General features: G+C 73.8%; 3 protein-coding genes (1 of these 3 running past the window's edge). All 3 read right to left on the bottom strand.

The window, feature by feature from the left end:
* Tightly spaced (each overlapping or abutting the next), the 3 genes in view from WI697_RS05215 to WI697_RS05205 form a layout consistent with a single transcriptional unit that may run on beyond the window.
* Positions 1 to 11,740, bottom strand: partial view of an amino acid adenylation domain-containing protein gene (locus WI697_RS05215; protein ID WP_345957693.1) — the 5' portion only. 3,818 nt of this gene lie to the left of the window's left edge; the window shows 11,740 of its 15,558 coding nt (coding positions 1-11,740); it begins with the start codon at positions 11,738 to 11,740; its stop codon lies off the left edge, out of view.
* Positions 11,737 to 17,145, bottom strand: coding sequence for an SDR family NAD(P)-dependent oxidoreductase (locus WI697_RS05210; RefSeq protein WP_345957692.1), 5,409 nt, complete (start codon positions 17,143 to 17,145; stop codon positions 11,737 to 11,739). Before WI697_RS05210 ends, WI697_RS05215 begins: the two co-directional genes overlap by 4 nt.
* Positions 17,142 to 23,540 (bottom strand): amino acid adenylation domain-containing protein, encoded by a 6,399-nt coding sequence (locus WI697_RS05205; protein ID WP_345957691.1) that lies wholly within the window; start codon positions 23,538 to 23,540, stop codon positions 17,142 to 17,144. The genes WI697_RS05210 and WI697_RS05205 overlap by 4 nt, the downstream gene beginning before the upstream one ends.

Raw genomic sequence — 23,540 nt, 5'->3', positions numbered from 1 at the left:
CGGCCGTCAGGTCGTCGCGACCCAGATAGCCGCGGGCGAGGCCGCGGCCGCCGACATGGATTTCCCCCGCCGCCCCGATCGGCACCGGGCGCCCCTGATGGTCGAGCAGCTGCAGGGAGAGATCGGGGATCGGCACGCCGATCGGCGCCGTGCCGGTTTCAGCGGCGTGGGGCGCGCGGATCCGGGCATGGGTGACATGAACGGTGGTTTCGGTGATGCCGTACATGTTGACCAGCGCCGGGCGGTCGTCGCCATGGCGGGCGAACCAGCCGGCAAGGCTTGCGGCATCCAGGGCCTCGCCGCCGAAGATCACCAGACGCAGCGCATCGAGTGCCGGGACGCCTGCCGCCAGGGCATCGGCCGCGTCGAGGGCTGCGAAGGCGCTCGGCGTCTGGTTCAGCACCGTCACGCCTTCATGCGCCAGCAGGCGATGGAAGCCGGCCGGGTCGCGGGCCTGGTCGTGATCGACGATCACCAGCCGGCCGCCGGTTGCGAGCGGCCCCCAGATCTCCCAGACCGAGAAGTCGAAGGCGGGGGAATGGAACAGGGTCCAGACGTCCCCGGGCCCGAAATCGAACCAGGGCCGGGTGGCATCGATCAGCCGGGCGAGATTGCCGAGGGTGACGACGACGCCCTTGGGCGTGCCGGTGGATCCCGAGGTGTAGATGACATAGGCGGGCTGATCCCGCCAGTCCGCGGCGGGTTGGGGCAGCGGGTCGAGCAGGGGGCCGGTGCCGGTGACGGCGGCGACATCCAGCCGCAGCGCCGGGGCCCCGGCGAGGTCGTGAAGACGGCCGAGCCCCGCCACATCCGCAAGCACCGCCCGCGGCCGGGCATGGCCCAGAACCGCGGCGATGCGGGCATCGGGATAGACCGGGTCGAGCGGCAGATAGGCGGCGCCGGCCAGATGGATGCCGACCATGGCCGCGACCAGTTCGGGGCAGCGCGGCATCAGCAGGGCGACGAGATCGCCCTTGCCCACGCCCGCCGCAACCAGCCGGGCGGCGACCCGGCGGGCGGCGGTGTCGAGCCAGGCGCGATCCAGCCGGCGATCGCCATGGATCAGCGCCGGCTCCCCGGCCCCATGGTCGGCAAGGCGCAGATGCAGTGGCCGGTCGTCATCGGCAACCGGTGCCGGATCCCCGGCGAAGCCGGCCGCGATCGCCGCCGCGCCACGGCCCTCAGACCAGTCGGCGATCAGCCGGCGCTCGGCCGCATCCAGCACGTCGACCGTGGCCAGCCGGGCCAGGGGATCCCGGGTGAGGCCGGCCAGCGCGGTCAGCATCTGGCCGAGCAGCCGGTCGGCCGCCCCGGCATCGACCAGCCCCGGATCATAGGCGATGTCGACCGCGAAGCCGTCGCCCGGCAGCACGGTGACGGCCAGCGGATATTCGGTGCGGCCCTCGTAGACGGTGTCGGCGACATCCAGCACCGGCGGGGTGGCGGCATCGCCCTTCAGCGCCTCGGCGACCGGGTAGTTTTCGAAGGCGAGGATGGTTTCGAACAGCGGCCGGCGCTGCTCTCCCGGCAGGGCCCAGCGCTGGACCAGGCCCAGGGGGGCGGCCTCGAAGGCGGTGGCGGCGCGGCGGCTTTCCTGAAGCTCGGCCAGCCAGTCGCCGATGCGGCGGGCGGGATCGATCCGCACGCGCACGGCGACGGTGTTGATGAACAGGCCGACCATGCGTTCGACCTCTGCCACCGCCTCGGGCCGGCCCGAGACCGTGGTGCCGAAGACGACGTCGTCGCGGTCGCCATGGCGGGCCAGCACCATCGCCCAGGCGGCCTGGGCGATGGTGGCCGGCGTCACCTTCAGCAGCCGGGCGGCCTCTATGATCCGTGCCGCCGCCGGAGCCGGCAGGCGGCCGGTGACGTGGCGGCGTTCGGCCGTCGCCGTGCCGCCGGGGCGGGCCGCGGGCAGCGGCTGCGGTTCGGGCAGGGTGTCGAGGGCCGCGCGCCAATAGGTCTCTTCGGCCAGCGGATTGCGGGCGGCGAGCCAGGCGGCGAAGCGGGCGAGCGGGGCGGCCGGCGCCAGATCCGGCGTTGCGCCGCGGCTGAGGGCGGCATAGGCGGCCAGCACCTCTTCCAGCACCCGGAAGGTCGACCAGCCGTCGAGCAGGGCGTGGTGGAAGCTCCAGACCAGCACGATGTCGCCCGCCCCGACATCTTCATCAGAGCCGGCATCCCCGGGCAACCGGTGCAGGGCCAGGCGCCAGGGGCAGGCCCGGGCGGCATCGAAGCGGGTGGCCCGGTCGCGGGCAAGTGCGGCATCGAGCGCCGCTTCGGCCACGGCCGGTGCAAGCGCCCGATGGTTGCAGGTCGCGATCTCGGGGCTGTGGTGTCGCGCGACCACCACCAGCGGCCGCTCCAACCCCTCGTGCAGGATCAGCGAGCGCAGCGCCTGGTGGCGGGCGGTGACCAGATCCCAGGCGCGGGCCAGCGCCCCGGTGTCGACGGGCGGGCGCAGGCGGAAGGCGAATTGTTCGACATAGAGCGCCGCCCCCTCGGCCGGGCCGCGCGCGCCCTGCAGCAGCAGGCCGTGCTGAAGTGCCGTTGCCGGCCAGGCGGTTTCCACCGCCTCCGCCGGGATCGGCAGCCGGGCGAGCAGGCCATCGAGGCCCGGCTGATCCAGCCCGGCGAGCGGCAGATCCGAGGGCGTCAGCCCGGCGGCATCGGCCGCCATGCAGGCATCGACCAGGGCGCCGAGTTCGGCCACCACATCATCGGCCAGCCGCTCCATACGGGCGGCGGCGATGCGGTCGCCGGGCCAGGTGATCTCGACCCTGAGCCGCCCCGCCATCACCGCGGCACCGATGGTCAGCGCATGCAGACGCTGCGCCGCCGGGCTTTGCAGGGGCCCGACAGGCTCTGGTGCCGCGGCCAGCAGGCCGCCGCCATCCAGCGCCGCATCGACCTGGCCCAGATAGTTGAAGGCGATCCCGGGCGCCGGTGGCGGGGTGTCGATCCGCCCGGCGCGGATGAGCGGGCCGAAGCCGGCACCCCGGCGCGGCACGGCGCGGAGCGCGTCCTTGATCCGGGCGAGGCTGGCCCGGGGCGGCTCGGCCGGATCGACGATCAGTGCCACCGGGTGAATGGCGGTGAACCAGCCGGTGATCCGGGCAGGATCGAGACCCGGCACCAGATCCTCGCGGCCATGGCCTTCGCGGTCGATCAGCAGGGTGACCGGGCCAGGGGCGGTGACCGGGGTGGTGGCCGGGGCGGTAACCGGGGCGGTGGCCGTCAGCCGGGCCAGCGCGCGGGCGACGGCCGCGGTGATGATCTCCGCCGCCTCGGTGCGCAGGGCGCGGTTGGCGGCGCGCAGCAGCCGGTCGGTGCGGGTCTCGTCGAGCGCGCGGTGGGTGGCCCGGGCGCGCCCGACCAGATCGGGCGCGGCCGGGTCGTCGACCGGCAGGTCCGCGGCCGAGGTCGCGGCGCGGGCGACCGCCTGCCAGTGCGGGATTTCGTCGTCGAAGGCGCCGCGCGCGGCCCGATCGGCCAGTGCCGCCGCCCAGCGGGTGAAGGAGGGTGCCGGTGTGACGGAGGGAGCCGGTACCGGGTCGACGGCATCACCGGCCAGCAGCTCGCGCAGCTCGTCGAGCAGCAGCCGCCACGACACCGCATCGATCACCAGGTGATGGGCGACGATCAGCAGGCGGTCGGTGTCGGCACCGGTCCGGTAGCGGACCACACGCAGCAGCGGGCCGCGGGAGATGTCCAGCCCCGCCTGCACCCGGGCGGCATGGGCGCCCCAGTCGTCGCCGCGGGCATCGATGCTGTCGAACCGGGTGGCGCCGTCCACCGGGCCCGCCTGCTGCATCATCCGGCCGCTGCCATCGGGGGCGAAGCGCAGGCGCAGCGCGTCGTGGCGGCCGGCAAGGGTCTGCACGGCGGCCCGGATCGCCGCATCCCCGGTTCCAGCCGGCAGGGTCAGCAGGATCGCCTGGTTGAAGTGATGCGGGTCGACCGGTTCCCGGTCCAGGAACCAGGCCTGAACGGGGGTGAGCGGTACGGCGCCGTCGACCGGCAGGCAGGCATCGCGGCCGGCATCGGTTTCGGCGCGGGCGTCCAGCGCCCCGGCCAGTTCCGCCAGGGTCTGATGGGCGAAGAGGTCGCGGACGGCCAGCGGCAGCCCGGCCTTGCGGGCGCGGGAGGCGACCTGGATCGACAGGATCGAATCGCCGCCGGCCTCGAAGAAATTGTCCGTCCGGCCAATTGTGGGAATGCCCAGAACCTCGCACCAGATCCGGGCGAGGGTCGCCTCGGTGGCGCCGGCCGGGGTGGCGGCGGCCTCGGGAGCCGCGGCGCGCGAGGCGGTGAGCCGCGCCAGCAGGGCGGCCCGATCCAGCTTGCCGTTGGGGGTAAGCGGCAGCCGGTCGGCCAGGCGGATCTCGGCCGGCACCAGGGCTTCGGGCAGGCGGCGGCGCAGATGGTCGCGCAGGCGGCGGATCATGCGCCGGTCGGCACCGGCGGCCAGCGGGTCGTTGATCGGGCTGCGCGCCGGCATCGACCGCCAGGGCGCCCAGAGCGGCGGGCGCGGATCTTCGGCCGCGGCGGCGGGTTCGATCAGCACATGCATCAGGGCCGGATCCTCGGCCCAGGTGATGCGCAGGGCGACGCCGGCTTCATCGGCGATCGACCAGAGGGTTTCGGGATCCACGGCATCCCGCGCCGCTTCGGCTGCGGCCGCGGCGATGTCGCCCGCCGTGGCATGGCGGCCGTCCAGCCGGTCGGCCGCCGCCATGTCGGCGGCCGTGCGGGCATTGGGCAGGTCCAGGATCTCGATCCGGCCACCCTCTGCCGCCACCCGCGCACAGAGGGCGGGGAAATCGGGGCCGTCCGCCCAGACCATCCGCCGGTCGGGCACCAGCGGCGCCCGGGCCGCACCCTTGAACAGGGTGACGTCATAGCGGAAGCGGGTCATCTCGTTGCGGTCGCGGCCGCGCTTCAGCCGGATGTCCACCCCTGCCACACCGGGCAGGGCCGCGGCGCGGGTCAGGAACCAGGCCGGGTCGATCAGCAGTTCCTTTTCGGCCGCCAGCGCATCGGCGATGCGGGCTGAGAGCGCCTCCGCCGGGGTGGCCGCGGGGGCCTGATGCAGGGCGATCGAGGTCTGGAAACCGCGCTCGACATGGGCGGCGCGGATGTCGCCGGCAAAGAGCGCGCCGTCGGGCGCGATGGCATCGAGCGCGCCGCGCAGCACCCGCAGCAGATAGTCCTCGCCCGGGAAATACTGGATGACCGAATTGATGACGATCGCATCCCAGGGGCCCGCCGGCCGGTTATCCCAGGGGCCTGTCGGCCGGTCGGCCATGTCGTCGGCGGCGCGGCGCTCCAGCGTGACGTGATCGATGCCGCTTCGGGCCAGATCGGCCTTCAGATGCGCGATCGCCTCGGCGGAGAAGTCGGTGGCATGGTAGCGGCGGCGGCGCGGTGCCAGCTTCCACAGCAGCAGACCGCTGCCGCAGCCGATTTCCCAGACCGTCTCTCCGCCCAGCCGGTCGATGGCGGCGACGGTGGCATCGCGCCAGGCGGCCATTTCCGGGGCCGGGATCGGGCTGCGGTCGTAGCTGCTGGTCCAGCCGGCGATGCGGAAGACCGGGTCGCCGTCCAGCGCGCCATAGGTATCGGCATAAAGCCGGCGCCAGTCCTCGGCGCGCTCGGCCTCGCGGGCGGCACGGTCGGCCTCGTCGGCGGCGGTATCTGCCACCACGAAGGCGACCAGCCGGGCGCCGGCCTGGCCATCGCCGGCCGGCGCCAGCAGCACGGCGGCCTCGGCGACCGCCGGATCGTCGCGCAGCGCCGCCTCGATCTCCCCCGGCTCGATCCGGTGACCGCGGAGCTTCACCTGGCCGTCGGCGCGGCCGCGGAAATCGAGCGATCCGTCGGGCCGCCGCACCACCAGATCGCCGGTGCGGTAGAGCCGGGCCCCGGGGGTCGAGGAGAACGGGTCGGGCAGGAAAGCCGTGGCGGTCAGCTCCGCCCGGCCCAGATAGCCGCGGGCGAGACCGGCGCCGCCCAGCCAGAGTTCACCCGCCACACCCAGGGGTACCGGGCGCATCCGGCGGTCCAGGACATGGGCGGTGAAGCCGTCGATCGGCCGGCCGATGGCGGGTGCGCGGCCGTCGGCTATCTCTGCCGGATCGACCGGGCCGGCGGTGGCGACCACCGCGGTCTCGGTGGGGCCGTAATGGTTGATCAGCCGCACGCCGGGCATCTCGGGGGCAGTCGCCAGCCGTTCGCCGCCGGTCAGAAGCAGGTCGAGCTTCAACCCCTCGGGCCTGGGGCGCGAGAGCAGCGGGGCGGCAAGCGGTGTCGGCACGAAGGCCTGGGTCACGCCATGGGTGACGAAATCGGCCAGCAGCAGGTCGGGATCGCGGCTGGCCCCCGGCTGGGGCAGGACCAGGGCGGCCCCGGCGGCAAGTGCCGGCCAGATCTCCCAGCCGGCGGCGTCGAAGGCGAGGCCGGCCACCTGGGCCATGCGCGTGGTCTGGTCGGGCGCATAGACCCGCCGGTGCCAGGCGACCAGATTGGCGAGCCCGCCATGGGTGACGGCCACGCCCTTGGGCCGGCCGGTGGAGCCCGAGGTATAGACCACATAGGCGAGGCGGTCGGCATCCAGGCCCGCCGGATCCAGGCCCGCCGGATCTGGCAGCCGGGCTGCGGCATCGCCGTCACCCGTATCGTCGTCCGGCACCAGCACGGGCACGGCATCGCCGATGCGGGGTGCCTGATCGGCGGCGGCCAGCACCGCGCGCATGCCGGCATCGGCGATCTGCCAGCGGATGCGCTCGTCCGGATAGTCGGTGACCATCGGGACGTAGGCGGCGCCAGCGCGCAGCACCGCCAGTGCCGCGATCACGAAAGCGGGCGAGCGGTCGAAAAGCAGGCCGACCCGGTCTTCGGGTCCGATACCGGCCGCGATCAGCCGCCGGGCGAGGCGCGTGGCGGCCTGGTCCAGATCGGTGCGAGAGAGGGGGGCACCCTGGTGCAGGATCGCCGGAGCCGCGGGGGCCTCGGCCGCCCGATCGGCAATTTCGGCGGTGACGGGACGGAAGGCCGCGGCCGGCGGGCCGGCACGGAGCGCGGCGAGGGCGGCCTCTTCATCCGCGGTCGCGACCGGCAGGGTCGATACCGGGGCCTCGGGCCGGGCCAGGGCGGCGGCGAGCAGGGTTTCATAGCGGCCGAGCAGCCGGTCGATGGTGGCCGCATCGAAAAGGTCGGTGGCGTAATAGGCGACCAGGTCGTAGCCGGTCTCCGACGGCCAGACATGGAGTTCCAGATCGAAGCGGGTGCGGGTGACCTCGCGTTCGACGGCCCTGATGTCGAGCCCGTCAAGCGCGAGCGGCGGCAATTCGGCGTTCTGGACCGCGAAGGCGATCTGGAACAGGGGGTTGCGGTCCAGCGCCCGGTCGGGCTCCAGCGCTTCGACCAGCACTTCGAAGGGCAGGTCCTGATGGTCCTGGGCGTCGAGCACCACCTGGCGCACCCGGTCGGTGAAGGCGGCGAAGCCCGGATCGTCGTTGAAGCGGCTGCGCAGCACCAGGGCGTTGACGAAAAAGCCGATCAGCGCCTCGGTATCGGGATGGGTGCGGTTGGCGATGGGCGAGCCGACGGCGACGTCGGCGGTGCCCGAGATGCGGCCGATCAGCAGCTGGAAGGCGGCGAGCAGCACCACGAAGGGCGTCGCCTTGTGGCGGCGCGCCGTCTCGTCGACATGGCGGGCAAGTGCCGCCGGCATCGGCCGGCGGGTCAGCGCGCCCTGATAGCTCTGCACCGCCGGCCGCGGCCGGTCGAAGACCGGTTCGGGGGCGGTAAAGCCGTCGAGCACGCCGCGCCAGTGGTCGAGCAGCCGGTCGCGTTCAGCCCCGGACAGGCGGGCGCGTTGCCAGAGCGCCACATCGGCATAGTCGACGGAGAGCGGCGGCAGCGGATCGGGCCGGCCGGCGGCGAACGCGGCATAAAGCGCGCCCAGCTCGCGCACCATCACCCCGATCGACCAGCCGTCGGAGGCGATGTGATGGAGGGTGGCGAGCAGGACATGGGCGGTCGGGCCGAGCCGCAGCAGCCGGGTGCGGATCTTGAGCGGCCGGGTGAGGTCGAAAGGCGTTTCGGCATCCTCGACCGCGCGGGCGACCACCTCGGCCTCGGGATCGGCGAGGTGAGAGAGATCCTCGACCGGCAGCGGCCAGGTCTCGGGTGCGGGATGGATGCGCTGCACCGGCCGGCCGTCGCGCTCGATCATCGCGGTGCGCAGCACGGCATGGCGGCGGCAGATCGCGGCGAAGGCGCGGGCCAGGGCGTCGTGGTCCAGCCTGCCGGTCAGGCGCAGGGCGGCCGGCATGTTGTAGGCGCCGCGCGCCGGGCTCAACTGATCGATGAACCACAACCGCTCCTGCGCGAAGGAGAGCGGCAGGTCGTCGTCGTCCGTGCGGCGCGGGATCGGGGCGGTCCGGCCGGCCGGCGTCAGGGCATCGAGGGCGGCCGCCAGATCCGCAAGGCGCGGGGTCTCGAAGACCTGGGCCACCGCAGGCTCCAGGCCCAGATCGCGGCCGATGCGGGCGATCAGCTGGGTGGCGCGCAGCGAATGGCCGCCGAGGGCGAAGAAATCGTCGCCGCGCGACACCGCATCGACCGGCAGGGCCAGGATTTCGGCCCAGATCGCCGCCAGCCGCCGCTCGGTTTCGGTGGCGGGCGGCGCGGCCGTGGCGGCGGCGAGCGGCATGCCGTCGACGGCCGGCAGGGCCCGACGGTCGAGCTTGCCGTTGGCCGAGCGCGGCAGGGCGGGGCTGATCACCCAGCGCGCCGGCACCATCGGCTCGGGCAGGCGGGCACGCAGATGGTCGGCGAGCGCCTGGGCGAAGCCGGTCTCGTCGGCGGGGCGTGCGCGCGGCTCGACATGGGCGACCAGCGTCGCCTGGCCGGCGATCGTCCGCACCACCACCAGCGCCTGGGCGACATCCGGATGGCTGCCCAGCGCCGCCTCGATCTCGCCCGGTTCGACCCGGAAACCGCGGATCTTCACCTGGTCGTCGGCCCGGCCCAGATAGCTGAGCCGGCCGTCGCGATGGCGGAGCACCCGGTCGCCGGTGCGATAGGCGCGGCCGCCATCGGGGCCGGTGACGAAGCGTTCCGCGGTGCGGGCGGCATCGCCGGCATAGCCGAGCGCCGGGGCCGTGCCGCCGATCAGCAGCTCGCCCGCCACCTCGTCGGGCAGGAGATGGCCGGCCGGGTCGGTGACGAAAAGCGTGGCGCCGTCGACCGGGCGGCCGATCGCCGGGCGGTCGGGCCAGCGGTCGACATCCGATGCCGGCAGCAGTTCGGCGGCGACGACATGGGTCTCGGTCGGGCCGTACTGGTTGTCGATGGCGAAGGGCTGCCGCCGGCACCAGTCGCGGACCGGGGCGGTGATGCGCAGCTGCTCGCCCGCGGTCGCGATCATCTGCACCGAGGCGGGGGTGCGGTCGGGATGGTCGGCCAGATGGTCGGCCAGCGCATGGAGCATCACCACCGGCAGGAACAGCCGGGCGATGTCGTGGCGCGAGATGAAGGCGGCAAGCGCCGCCGGGTCGCGGCGGGTGGCCTCGTCGGCGGTGACCAGCGTCCCACCCTCGGCCCAGGCCAGGGCCGCTTCCTGCATCGAGACGTCGAAGCCGAGCGGCGCGAAGCCGAGGGTGCGGGCGGGCATGGGGTGGCGGGCCCGGTGCCAGCCGATCAGCTGGTCGAGCGTGCGCCAGGCGACCCGCACCCCCTTGGGCGTGCCGGTCGAGCCCGAGGTGAAGAGCAGATAGGCGAGGTCGTCGGGCGATGTCGCGACCGGCCGGGTTTCGGCGGTGGCATCGGGCAGGGGAAGCACGGGCCGGTCGGTCAGCCGGCGCAGCCGGTCGATCTCTGCCGCATCGGCGACGATCGCGGCCGGTTCCGCGATGGCGATCATGGTTGCGAGCCGGGCATCCGGCAGCTCGGGATCGAGCGGCATGGCCCCCGCACCGGCCAGCCAGGCACCCAGCAGGCCGATGCCATGGGCCTGACCGCGGCCGAGCATCAACCCCACCGGTGCACCCTGCACGGCGCCGAGTTGCCCGGCGAGCGCGGCGGCGCGGCCGATCAGACTGCGGCGATCCAGGCTGCCATGGGCGTCGATCAAAGCCGGTGCCGTGGGGGCCTCGGCCGCGCGGGCCAGGATCTCGTCCAGCACCCGCGGGTGGCGGATGGCGGCGCCGCGGGCCGCAGCATCGATGCGCGTGGCCTCGGCCGCGGTCAGGATCGGCAGGTCGGCCCAGGCTTCATCGGAGCGGGTCGCCATGCCGTCCAGGATCAGACCCAACCGGTCCAGCAGGTCGGTGGCAGCGGTGCGGCCGATCCGGGCCGGATCGAAAGTGACCGCCAGATCGAAGCCCTCGGGCCCGGCATGGCCGTGAATTTCAAGGTCGAGCCGGGTGCGCGTGGCCGGGGCGGGCAGAATGGCGACGTCGAGACCGCCCAGCCCCGGCGCCGGCAGATCGGCGGTGCCGGCTGCGACCAGCACCCGGAAGAGCGGGTTGTCGGTGCCGGTGCGGGCAATGCCCAGCGCGTCGACCAGCCGGTCGAAGGGGAGCGACTGGTGGGCAAGCGCATCGCGGGTGTCGCCGCGGATGGCGGTGAGCAGCTCGCGCACCGTGCGCGCCCGGCCGAGTGCCGCGCGCAGCACCAGCGTGTTGGTGACGAAGCCGATCAGCGCCTCGGCATCGGCATCGGGGCGGTTGGCGACCGGGGTGCCGAGGGCGAAATCCCGGCTGCCCGACAGCCGGCCGATCAGGATCTGGGCGGCCGCGGTCAGGATGATGAAGGGGGTGACGCCCAGCCCGCGGCCGAGGGCGTCGAGCCGGGCCGCCGTCTCTGGGGCAAGACGCCGCCGGATCACGTGGTCGCCCCCGGTCGGTTCGGGGTGCCCGGGCAGAAGAAGGTCCGAGGCGGGCGGCAGGTCGGCGAGCATCCGGCGCCAGAGATCGAGATCGGCGGCGCGGATCCGCGCCTGATCCTGCATCACCTCGGCATAGCTGCGGCGGAGCGGCGGCAGCGTGCCGCCGTCATACAGAACCTGCAACTCGTGGAGCAGCACGCCCAGCGACCAGCCATCGGCGGCGGCATGGTGCAGCACCACCACCAGCCGGTGATGATCGGGCGCCTGGCGGAGGAGCGCGGTGCGGAGGTTGAGCCCGTCCGCCAGATCGATCGGCCGGGCGGCAATCTCGCGCGCGATCGCATCGGCCATGGCGTCGTCGGCGGCATCGGTCACCGGCAGCGGCCAGGCCGTGGGCACCGGCCGGAGCACGGCGCGCGGCGTGCCCTGAAGATCGAGGATTGCGGTCCTGAGCGGCTGATGGCGGCGGACGATGTCGGCGAAGGCCCGGGCCAGGCGGTCGATGTCGAGCGGGCCCCTGAGGTCGAGCGCCGCGGTGATCAGCGCCGCCCGCGGATCGGCGCCCAGCCGGTCGAGGAACCACCAGCGGGCCTGGCCGGGGGCGAGCGGGATCTCATCATCCAGTTCGGGGTGGAAGGGGGGCAGCGGGTCGCGGTCATCCGCCGCGGCGACGGCGGCCGCCTCGGCCAGAAGCGCGATCAACTCGGCGCGGCGCGCCCCGATCTCGGCCCGCAGTTCCGGGGTCAGCGCCCCTTTCGGTGCCCGGAAGCGCAGCTCGCCATTCTCGGACCAGAGCTGGATGCCGGCACCGGCGACGCGGGCGAGCAGGTCGGTGGCGGTCACAGGGCGCCCTCCTCGAAATCCTCGTCGGCTCCGGCCGGGCCCGGCGCCGCAATGCCGTCGACATGCGCCGCCAGCGCGCGGATGGTCGGGGCATCGAACAGCGCGGCCGGGGTGAGGTGCAGGCCGAAATGGTCGTTGATCCGGGTGACGATCCGGGCGGCGAGCAGGCTGTGGCCGCCGGCGGCGAAGAAATCGGCATCGATGCCGGCGACCGGTGCCGGCAGCAGTTCCGACCAGATCGCGGCCAAGGCGGTTTCGGTCGGCGTGCGGGGGGCGACGGCCGCAAGGGTGTCGCCGCCGCCGGCAAGGGCCGCAAGGGCGTCGTCGCTTTCCGGCAGATGATCGACATGGCGGAGCCCGGGCCCGGCAGGGGTGCCGAAGACGTCTTCGGCCCGGCGGAGCGTCGCCGGGGCAGCCGTTTCACCTGCCACCAGCAGCACCGCGCGGGCGCGGGCGGGGGACAGTTCCGGATCGATGCAGCGGGCCGCGATCATCGGATGGCGGCGATCGGCGCCGATCACCGCGCGGGTGAGGCCGGCGGCCAGCACGACATCCAGGCTGGCCAGACCGTCGGCGGGCGGGATGGGCAGCAGGCCGCGGCCGCGGGCGAGGCCGGCGGCACCGGTGACGGCCGCCCCCATGCCGGGCCCTTCCCAATTCGTCCAGGCGATGGTGACGAGGCGTGGCCCGCCGGGCCGGCGCAGCGCAGCGGCTTCGGCTTCGAGGGCCGCATTGGCGGCGGCATAGGCCGCGGTGCCGGCCGCCGGCAGATGGGCCACGACGGAGGAGAAGGCGATCAGCAGCCCGTCATCCCGCAGCAGGCGGGCAAGCGCCGGCAGCATGCCGGTCTTGGGCGCCGCCAGCTCGGCCACCGCCCTGCCGTCTTCCTCGGCCGCCGGGCGCTCGCGATAGAGCCCGGCCAGATGGGCGATGCCGTCGAACCGGCCGAGGGCCGCAAGCCGCGCGCCGGCATCGGCGGCGGCAAGATCGAGCGACAGGGCCTGCACCCGCGGGTCATCCATCGTTGCCATGCGCCGGCCGATGACGGTAATGGAGGCCACGCCCCGATCGAGCAGGTGGCGGATCAGCGCCCGGCCGAGCCCGCCATGGCCGCCGGTGACCAGCCAGGACTGCCCCGGGGCGATACCCTGGGCAGGGATGTCGGTGGCGAGCCGCGCCGGGCGCAGCACCGGCCGGGTGCGGCCGCCGGCCGTAAGGTGGACCACCGGCAGGGTGCCGCGGGCGATCTCGTCGGTGACCACCGCTTCGGGGGTACCGTCGGCCACGATGATCCGGCGCAGATGCAGGCCGGGCAGGTCCTCGGCCGCGGCGGCGGTGAAGGCATCGACCGCGGCGGCGGTGACGTCGCCGGCGGGTGTCACGGTGACCAGTTCGGCATCCTGCACCAGCTCGGCATCCTGGCCGGCCAGCCGGGCCAGCAGCGCGCGCCGGCGGTCGATGGCATCGGCCAGCGCCATGCCACGCGGCAGGCGGTCTTCGATCAGCCCAAGCCGCGGGGCGCCGGCAAGCGGCGGGGCGGGGGCATCCCCCGGCTCAAGGAACCAGTCGGGCAGTCCCGGCCCCCGATCGCGGCCCGGGGCGAGGCCGAGGGTGGCAAGTCGGGCATCGAAATCGCCCGCTTCCAGCCGGCGGCGCAGGGCGGTGCGCTGGATCTTGCCGCTGGTGGTCTTGGGGAAATCGGCCCGGTCCAGCGGCACCACCACCGAGGGCGCAATGCCGAGCCGGCGGGCAAGACGGGCGGTGATCTCGGCGATTTCGGCGCGGCGCGGGCCGGCATCATCGGCGGCACCGATCTCGGCCAGACAAGCCTCGGGCACGTAGAAAACGGCGATCCCTTCGGTGCCGAGATCGGGGCGGTCGACGGCGGTGGCGGCGACGAAAGTGGCGGCGACCCCTGCCGCACGGCCGGCCTCGTCTTCGACGTCATGGGCATAGTGATTGGCGCCGCGGACGACGATCATCTCTTTCAGCCGGCCGGTCAGCACCAGGCGGCCATCGGCGATGAAGCCCAGATCGCCGGTGTCGAACCAGCCGGCATCGGCGAAGGCCGCTTCATTGGCGGCGGCGTTGTCGATATAGCCGGGGGTGGTGACGGCACCCCGCGCCTGAAGCCGGCCGATCACGCCTTCCGGGCAGGTGGCGCCGTCGGGATCGGCGATGCGGATCGCGACACCGGGGATCGGCCGGCCGGCATCGACGAAGCTGACCGTGCCGGGGCCGGGGGCCGTGGCGGCGCGCAGCCGGCCGGTCAGCGATCCGGCGGTGACATGGCGGCAGGCGCCGTCTGCGGTGAAGTCGATGCCGCCGGTCATCACCGTGCAGAGTTCGGCCATGCCGAATTCATTGCGCACGGCACCGGGGCGCAGGCCATGCGGCACCATGGCCGCCAGCGCATCGGCGACCACCGGTGCCGTCACCTGTTCGCCCGCATTGATGAACCAGCGGATCGAAGACAGGTCGCGCCGCCGCCCCGTCTCACGCGACAAGGCGTCGGCCACCAGGCGAAAGGCGAAATTGGGTGCCCAGGCCAGCGTCACCCGGTGGCGTTCGATCAGGTCGAGCCAGAGCAGCGGCCGGTCCAGCACCGCAGCGGTGGGGGCCTGGATCTGCTGGCGGCCGAGCACCGTGTCCTTCAGATGGCAGGTCAGCATCGGCACGACATGGTCGAAGGGCAGCCAGTTCATCGACACGTCGTCGGGGCCGTGCCCCCAGGCGTCGACCTGGCCGAAGACATGGGCGATCACCCCGCCATGGGTGACCTGGATGCATTTGGGCACACCGGTCGAGCCCGAGGAGAGCTGGATGAAGGCGACATCCTCCGGGGCGGCCGGATGGAGAATGCCCTCGGGCGTGTCGGCGGCGGGGGCGGCGACCAGGATCCGGGCCTGGGGCAGGATCCGGGTCAGATGATCGCGGGTGTCGGCATCGGTCAGCACCGGCGGGGCGCCCAGATGCGCATGGGTGCCCGAAAGCTTGGCCGCGACGGCATCGCCGGCGGCATGGGGCACGGCGACCGTCACCGGCCGGAGGCCGCCCAGGATGCAGGCCCAGAGTGCCTCGATATGGCGGGAGAGATCGGCGAAGACCAGCACCGCCCGGTCGCCCGGGCGCAGCCCTGCCGCCTGAAGCCGGCCGAGCGTGCGGCGGGCCGCCGCCAGCAGCCCGGCATAATCCTGAAGCTGCGGCGATCCGCGGCCGTCGTCATGCAGAATGCCGCGCCCCGGATGGCCGGCGGCGGTTGCGATCAGGGCGGCATCCAGCGTGCGCGGGGCATCGGCGGGCAGAACCAGCGGTCCGCCATCGGCCAGTGCCGGCGGCGGCGGGTCGCCCGGCACCAGCCAGTCCGCGTCATCCGCCGCTCTGGCGGTGCCGGGCAGGCTGTCGAGCGGCAGGTGCTGCAGGGCAGGGGCCGGCGCCTCCACCCAGACCAGGGCCGCCCGATCCGCCCGGTGCGGGGCCGCGGGCACGGCCAGCCGGTCGAGGGCGGCGCGGTCGGGCCGGCCCTCGGCATCGCGCGGGATGGCGTGAACCGGCAGGACGGCATCCGGGCGGAGCAGCGGCGGCAGCGCGTCCACAAGCCCGGCCGCGAAACCCGCAGGCCCGATCGACGGAATGCGGGTCGCGACCGCTGCGACCAGACGGGCCTCGTGATCGGTGCCGATGCGGGTCCAGACCGCCGCATCGAGCACGCCGGGCAGGCGGCGCAGCGCCGCTTCCACCGCGGCCGGATGAACCCGTGCGGTGCCGCGGCGCAGTGCGCCGTCGATGCCGGGCAGCAGCCGCAGCCGGCCGTCGGACAACCGCCGCGCGCGGTCGGGGCCGGGCAGCAGCCGGCCCGGCAGACCCACGGGCGCCAGATGCAGCCGGCCATCGGGGCCGGTCACCACCGGCAGGTCGTCGCCGGCGGGTTCGGTCGTCAGGGCCAGGCGCGAGACCGGCAGGCTGCCGTCCAGGCTGATGGCGTCGACGACCAGCCCGAAAGCGTCGGCGAGTGCGGCGGCGAGCGCCGGCGGTACCATGTCGGGCCGGAAGCCCAGCGATCCGGCCAGCCCGCCGGCGGGATCTTCATGGGCCGTCAGATAGAGCGCGAAATCCAGCCGGTCGGCCGGCAGCGGCAGCGGCCGGAAGCGCAGGCCGTGGGCGTCGGCCGCAGGTGCCGGCACGTTCAGGAAGCTGAAGGCGGCATCGATCGCCGGCCGGGCCCCGGCGCCATGGCGGCGGTCGATCGCTTCCATGATCTGGGCGAGGGTGATGCCGTCATGGGCCTGGGCGTCGATCACCGCATCGCGGGTGCGGGTGAGCAGGGTATCCACGCCCGGATCGTCGGCGGTGGCGAGCCGCAGCACCACCAGATCGGCGAATTCGCCGATCGTGCGGTCGAGCGCCGGATCGGGGCGGTTGGCGACCGCGACCGCGATCGTGGTGTCGCCCTGATCGGTGAACCGGCCGAGCACCGCGCCCCAGGCGGCGAGCAGGGCGGTGAAGACCGTGGCGCCGGGCACACGCCGGCTGAGGCCGGCCAGGGCTTCCGTCCGCGCGGGGCTGATCCGGAAGGGCAGGTGCCGGGCGGGGCCCGGCTCTCCCGGCCCGCCATCCAGCATCAGCCGCCGCGGTGCACCGGCCAGACGGTCGACCCATTGGTCTAGCCTGCGGCGATGCGCTTCCCCGCCTGCCAGATCGGCCAGACGCCGGGCTTCGTCGAAGGCGGAACGCGCAGGCGGCGGCGCCGGTTGCCGGCCGGCCATCCGCTGGGCATAGGCGTCCTGAATCAGGGCGAGGCAAAGCCCGGCCGACCAGCCATCGGCCACGATGTGATGCAGCACCACACCCAGCCCGTGCAGATCCGGCGCACAGCGGAACAGGCGGAAACGGGCAAGCGGGCCGGCAGCGAGATCGAAGCCCTCGCGGCCGAGGGTGAGGCCCGCCGCAACCAGCGCGGCGTCGGCATCCTCCGCCGGCCAGACATGGACGACCGGCAATGCCTCGGCCGGTGCGGGGGCGGGCAGCACCTCCTGCACCGGGCCCCGGGCGGTGTTCAGGATCCGGCAGCGCAGCGCCGCCTGGGCGGTGACGACGTCCGAGACCGCCGCCGCCAGCCGATCGGCATCGAGCGGCCCGTCGATGCGCAGCATCAGCGACATGGCCTGGGCATCGCCGGCCTCGTCTTCGGCCAGGAACAGGAAGCGCGCCTGGGCGGGGGAAAGCGGGGCCTGTGCGCCGACCTCGGGCCATGTCTCCGCAGCGACGGTCGTCGCAGGTGCTGCCGGAGCCCCGTCGCGGGCCGCCAGACGCTGCTTCAGCGCCGCGCGTTGGGCGGGGCTGAGGGCGGCCATGCGGTCAAGCAGGCTGCGGCCGGCAGGCGTATCGGGCGGGAGCGTGCTCATTGGGCGGCGGTATCCGGAAAGGTTTCGGCCTCGGGCCCATCTGTCCCGGGCCCATCTGTCTCGGGCCCATCCGTCTCGGGGAGTGCCTCGATTTCGGCCAGCAGGGCGGCGAGATCGTCATCTCCGGCCAGTGCCGCATCGGTCAGGGCGTCGAGGGCGGCGGCAAGCGTCGCCACGGTCGGGTTCTCGAACACGGTGCGCAGCGGCACCTCCACCGGCAGCGCCTCGTTCAGCCGGGCGAGCATGCGCACGGCCTTGAGCGAGTGGCCGCCGAGGGCGAAGAAGTCGTCGCTGCGCGCGATGGCCGGCCGGTCCAGCACCTCGGCCCAGATGTCCGCAATCAGGATCTCGACCGGGCTGGCCGGGGCATCGCCGCCGGCGGGGCGGTCGGCCGCGGGCAGCGGCCGGGCGGTCAGCGCCCGGCGGTCGAGCTTGCCCGAGGCGGTGAGCGGCAGGCTGTCGGTGGCGACGAACCGCGCCGGGATCATGTGGATCGGCAGATGCCGGGCGACATGGCGGCGGAGCACATCGGCCGCAGGCAGCGCCTGCCCCGGATGGCAGGTCAGCCAGGCGACCAGGGTCTCGCCGCTCTCGGCGCTCACCACCGTCACCCCGGCGCGGGCGATGGCGGGATGGGCGCTCAACACCGCTTCGATTTCACCCGGCTCGATCCGCTGGCCGCGGAGTTTCATCTGGGCGTCGATCCGGCCCTGATAGCGCAGCCGGCCCCGGGCATCGACCAGCACCCGATCGCCGGTCAGATAGCAGCGGGCGCCGGGGCGGGGGGCCGCCGGGTCGGGACGGAAGGCGAGCGCGGTGCGCACCGGATCGCCGTGATAGCCGCGGCCGACGGTCTCGCCGCCGATGGCGAGTTCACCCGGCAGGCCCGGCGGGACGGGACGGCCGGTGCGGTCGAGCACCATGAGATGCACGCCGTCGATCGCCGCCCCAAGCGGTGCCGTGCCCGTCTGGGGCAAGTCCTGGGGCAGGTCGTCCGCGACCCAGGCGGTCGCATCGATGCAGCATTCCGTGGGGCCGTAGAGATTGATGACGGCACAGCCCGCCGGCAGGGTCGCCCGCGCCGCGCGGATGGTGGGGGTGCCGAGTGCCTCGCCGCCGATGAAGAGCCGGCGCAGCCGCCGGCCGCGGGCCAGGGCGTCGGTGGCCGCGAGCGCATCGACCAGGGTCGGCGTCGCCTGAAGGATGGTGATGCCATGGGCGTCGAGCAGCCTGCCCAGGGTCTCGGGCGCGCGATGGCTGCCCGAAGGGGCCAGCACCAGCCGGGCGCCGGTCATCAGCGGCGCCTGGAACTCCCAGACCGAGGCGTCGAAGCCGGTGGGCGTCTTCTGAAGCACGGCATCTGCGGCGTCGAGCGGGAAGCTGCGGTTCATCCAGGCCATGTGCCGGGCGAGCGCGCGGTGCGGCACGGCCACCGGCTTGGGCGTGCCGGTGGAGCCCGAGGTGAACAGCAGATAGGCCAGCCGGTCGGGATGGCGGGCGCCGGCCGGCAGCGGATGATCGCCGGCGGCGGCATCGATCCGGGCGGCGCCGTCGGCATCCAGCACCAGATCGGGGGCGGCGGTCGCCAGGATCAGCGCCCGGCGCGCCTCGGGCTCGTCCTCGTCGAGGGCGAGCCAGGCACCGCCGGCAATCGCCACCGCCAGCATCGACACCACCAGCTCGGCCCCGCGGGGATGGGCGAGGGCGACGATGCGATCGGGGCCGATGCCGGCCGCGACCAGCCCCGCCGCGCGGCGGCGGGCCCGGGCTGCCAGTTCTGCGGCGGTGAGGCTGATGCCGGTGGCCGCGTCGACCAGCGCGATCCGGCCGGGATCGGCGTCGAGACGGGCGAGGATGACGTCGACGACATCGGAGGCGGGGGCGGGGGACGCCGGCACTGTCGGAACCGGGGCTTCGAAGAGTTCCGGCAGACGCGCTGCGGGATGGCGGGCGGCGGCGCGGATCAGGGCGGTGAGCCGGTCGGCGATCAGGGCGATCGTTCGGGGCTCGAACAGCTCGGCGCGATAGTCGAAGCGCCAGGACATCGACCGGCCGGAGTCTTCGACCGAAAGCATCAGGTCGAATTTGGCCGCGGTGAAGGCGGGGGCAAGCCGGCTGACGGCAAGCCCCGGCAGTTCCAGCCGGCTGGCGCCGGCCAGCTGCCAGGCCAGCATCACCTGGAAGAGCGGCGTATGGGCCAGGCTGCGTTCGGGCGCGAAGGCATCGACCAGGCGCTCGAAGGGCAGGTCCGGATGGTCGAAGGCGGCGAGGCAGGTGGCGCGGGTGCGGGAGAGCAGGGCGGGAAGATCGGCCCCCCTCAGATCCAGCCTGAGCGGCAGGGTGTTGGTGAAGAAGCCGACCAGATCCTCCAGCCGCCGGTCCGGACGGTTGGTCACCGGCGTGCCGATCACGACCTCGTCCTGGCCGGCCATGCGGCCGAGCAGCAGGCCGAACAGGGCGGTCATCACCATGAAGGGGGTACCGCCGGCAGCGGCGGCAAGCCTGCGGAGATCGTCCGGCAGATCCGCGGGCAGATCGCGGACAAGGCAGCCGCCGTCCGACGAGACCACCGGCGGCCGCGGCCGGTCGGTCGGCAGATCCAGCACCGGCGGGTCGGTCAGTACGCCCCGCCAATGGTCCAACTGGCGGCGGGCTTCGGCCTCGTTCAGGCGGCGGCGCTGCCAATCGGCGACATCGGCATAGGTGAGCGCGGGCGCCGGCGGCAGATCGGGGCCGGCACCGATCCGGGCGGCATAAAGGGCGGTCAGCTCTTCCAGCACGATCTGCCCCGACCAGCCGTCGCCGGCGATGTGATGCAGGTTGACCAGCAGGACATGGGCGTCATCGGCCAGCCGCAGCAGGGTCAGCCGCAGCAGCGGCGCCCGGGTCAGGTCGAAGGGCGTGGCGGCGTCGCGGGCGGCGGCCTCGGTCACCGCCGCATCGCGTGTCGCCGGATCGAGATCCCTGAGGTCGCGGGTCGCGAGCACCAGCCGTGCCTCAGGGTCGACCCGCTGAAGCGGCACGCCGTCGGGGGCCGCGAAGCAGGTGCGCAGCATCGGATGGCGATCGGGCAGCACGGCCGCGGCCTCGGCAAAGGCTGCGACGTCGAGCGGGCCGTCGATGCGGACCGCCATCGCCATATTGTAGGCGACGGCGCCATCCGGCCACTGGGCCAGGAACCAGATCCGCTCCTGCGCGAACGACAGCGGGCGCAGGCTGCCGGCGGGGACCGGCAGGATGTCGAGCACGGGGCCGGGGGCCGCAGGGGCATCCCGGCGCCGGGCGGCGACGAGTGCTGCCAGATCGTCGAGGCGGGGATGGTCGAACAGCTCTTCCAGGCCGATTTCGACATCGAACACCGCGCGCAGCCGCGTCGCCACCTGCATGGCCTTCAGCGAATGGCCGCCGAGGGCGAAGAAATCCGCGCCGGATCCGGGCATCGGCAGGTCGAGCACTTCTGCCCAGATCGCGGCGATTTCGGCCTGAAGCGGGCCGTCGAGGCGGGCGCGGGCGGCGGTGGCCGGTGCCTCTCCGGCCATCGCCTGGCCAAGGGCCCGGCGGTCGAGCTTGCCGGAACGCGACAGCGGCAGGCGATCGGCGGTGGTGACGACCGCGGGGTGGAGCACGGCGGGCAGGCGGGCCGCCAGATGGCGGCGCAACTCGTCGGGGGCCGGGGCAGGATGGCCGGGGCGGAGCACGATGCAGGCGCCCAGCCGGGGAGCGGCGCCGTCGGTCGCCGGCAGCAGGGCTGCGCCCGCCTGGGCGATGGCGGGATGGGCCATCAGCGCGGCTTCGATCTCGCCCGGCTCGATCCGCCGGCCGCCCAGTTTGATCTGGCCGTCGATCCGGCCCAGCGCCAGCAGGGCATCCCGTTCCGTGCGGCGGACGCGATCGCCGGTCAGATAGCGGCGGGCGCCCGGCATCTCCGCCTCGGGGTCGGGGCGGAAGGCGAGCGCGGTGCGCACCGGATCGCCGTGATAGCCACGGCCGACGGCGAGGCCGCCGATGGCGAGTTCACCGGCGACCCCCGGGCCGACCGGGTCGCCCGCGGCATCGATCACCTGCAGGCTGGCGCCGTCGACCGGATCACCCAGCGGCGCCGCCCCCTGCAGATCCGCCGGGATGTCGGCGGCCGAGGCGTCGATACAGCATTCCGTGGGGCCGTAGAGATTGATCAGGGCGGCATCGGCGGGCAGGGCCGCCCGGGCGGCGGCGATGGTCGCGGGGCCCAGGATCTCGCCGCCCGCGAACAGGCGGCGCAGCCGGCTGGCACGGGCGAGCGCCCCGCTCGCGGCCAGCGCGTCGATCAGGGTCGGCGTGGCCTGCAGGATGGTGGCACCGTAATCTGCGCAAAGGCGCCCGATCATCTCAGGGTCGCGATGGCTGCCGGCCGGCGCCAGCACCAGCCGCGCGCCGGCCATCAGCGGCGCCAGAAACTCCCAGATCGAGGCGTCGAAACCGGCCGGGGTCTTCTGCAGGACGACGTCGTCGGGGCCGAGCGGATAGCGCCGGCCCATCCAGGCCATGTGCATGGCCAGGGCCCGGTGCGGCACGGCGACCGGCTTGGGCGTGCCGGTCGAGCCCGAGGTGAACAGCAGATAGGCGAGCTGTTCGGGATCAACCGGCCGTGCTGCCGGCCGGGCATCGGCGGCAACGGTCAGGTCGAGGGCGCGGGCCGACTGGTCGTCCAGCACCAGCAGGGGGCGGGCCTGATCGCGCATCGCCGCCTGGCGGGCAGGGGGATCCTCGGGATCGAGCGGCAGCCAGGCGGCGCCTGCCATCGAGACCGCGAGCCGCGAGACCACGGTCTCGATTCCCGAAGGATGGGCAAGGCCGATCACGCTTTCGGGGCCGGCACCGGCGCGCTGAAGGGCGGCCGCGCGGCGGCCGGCGCGGGCGACGAGGCCCTGATAGTCCACCCGATCCCCGGTCGCGGCATCGACCACCGCAAGGGCCGCGGGCGTGGCGGCGGCCTGGGCCGCGATCGCATCGGCGAGCGGTGCGAGATCGCCCGGTCGTGGCGGCCGGCCGCGGCCCAGCCGGCCGAGCCGGGCGAGGGTTTCGGCGTCCGGCCGGTCGAGCCGGCCGAGGCTGGCTTCAGGCTGGTCGAGGAGCCGATGGCAGAGTCGGTCGAAACGGGCGATCAGGGCCGGGATGTCGTCGGCGGCGAAAACGTCGCTGCGCCAGTCCAGATCGACGGTGACGGCGGCGCCGTCGTGATAGTCGCGCACGAAGATCGAGAGCGGATGCGGCTCTCGTCCGGTGGAGAGGGTATGGGCGGTCGCCGTCGCCGGGCCGAAGCGGGCATCGTAGTCGTGCGGCTCGAAAGACAGGGTGAGATCGAAAGCGGGCGTGCCCCGGCCACGCACCGCCGCCAGCATCGCCGCCTGTTCGGCAAAGGCGATGCTGCGATGGCGATAGGCGCTGCGCATCCTGCGGGCCAGAGCGGCCGCGACATCGAGCGGGCGGTCGGTCGCATCGATCGCAACGATGGCCGGCTGCATGGTGGCGAACAGGCCGACGGCAGCCTTGTGAGCGGCGGTCGGCCGGTTGGCGACCGGCAGGCCGGCGACCAGGGCATCCCGCCCCGCCCGGCGGAGCAGGGCGGCGGAGGCCAGCACCAGAAGCAGCTGCGGCAGGCCGGCGCCGGCCTCTGCGGCAAGCCGGGCGAGGCCGTCATAGACCCGGCGCTCCAGCCCGATCCGGGTTCGCCGGCCCGGCACGTCGGGCTCGGGCGGGGCGAGATCCGGTGGGCCGAAATCCGGTGGGCCGAAATGCGGGGGCGGCAGGGGCGGTACCGGGTTGAGCACCGGCGGGGCCGCTGCCAGAACCGTCGACCAGTGGCGGCGCGCCGACACGCCGTCGCCTGCAAGCGGATCCCCGATCGCCAGCGGATCGCTGCCGGCGAGGCCCGGGTCGCGGCCGGCGAGCAGCGAGGTGTATGCATGTGCGGCATCCTGCACGATCCGGGAGATCGCGTGGCCGTCGACGATCAGATGATGATAGGTCTTGGTCCAGAAATGGCGGTCGGCTGCGAGGCGTATCAACCCCCACCTGAACAGGGGGGCGCCGGCCGGAAATATCCGGCGGAAATCCGCCGCCATCCATGCGTTCGCAGCTGCCACAGGATTTTCCTCCTGCGACAGATCGACGCTGACAGGTGACGAGAAGGTGTCTTGGTATGTGAGAAGACGAAAACCGTCTCCTTCGGGCACCGGTTGCATATGCAGGCCGGCATGTGCAACCGCCACCGCCTTCAGTGCCGCGCCGAAGATATCGATATCCAGAGGACCACGGAGTTCAACATATCCACCGATGTGATATGAGCCCGGTCCGGTATTCAGCCGTTCATCCAGCCAGATGTTTTGATGTGCGATGAAATGTGGCGCGGTCAT

It is taken from the genome of Tistrella mobilis (genome assembly GCF_039634785.1).
In the GTDB taxonomy this organism is placed as follows: Bacteria; Pseudomonadota; Alphaproteobacteria; order Tistrellales; family Tistrellaceae; genus Tistrella; species Tistrella mobilis.
Note: the sequence above shows the minus strand (reverse complement) of the source record. Positions and strands in the feature narration are given on the sequence as shown.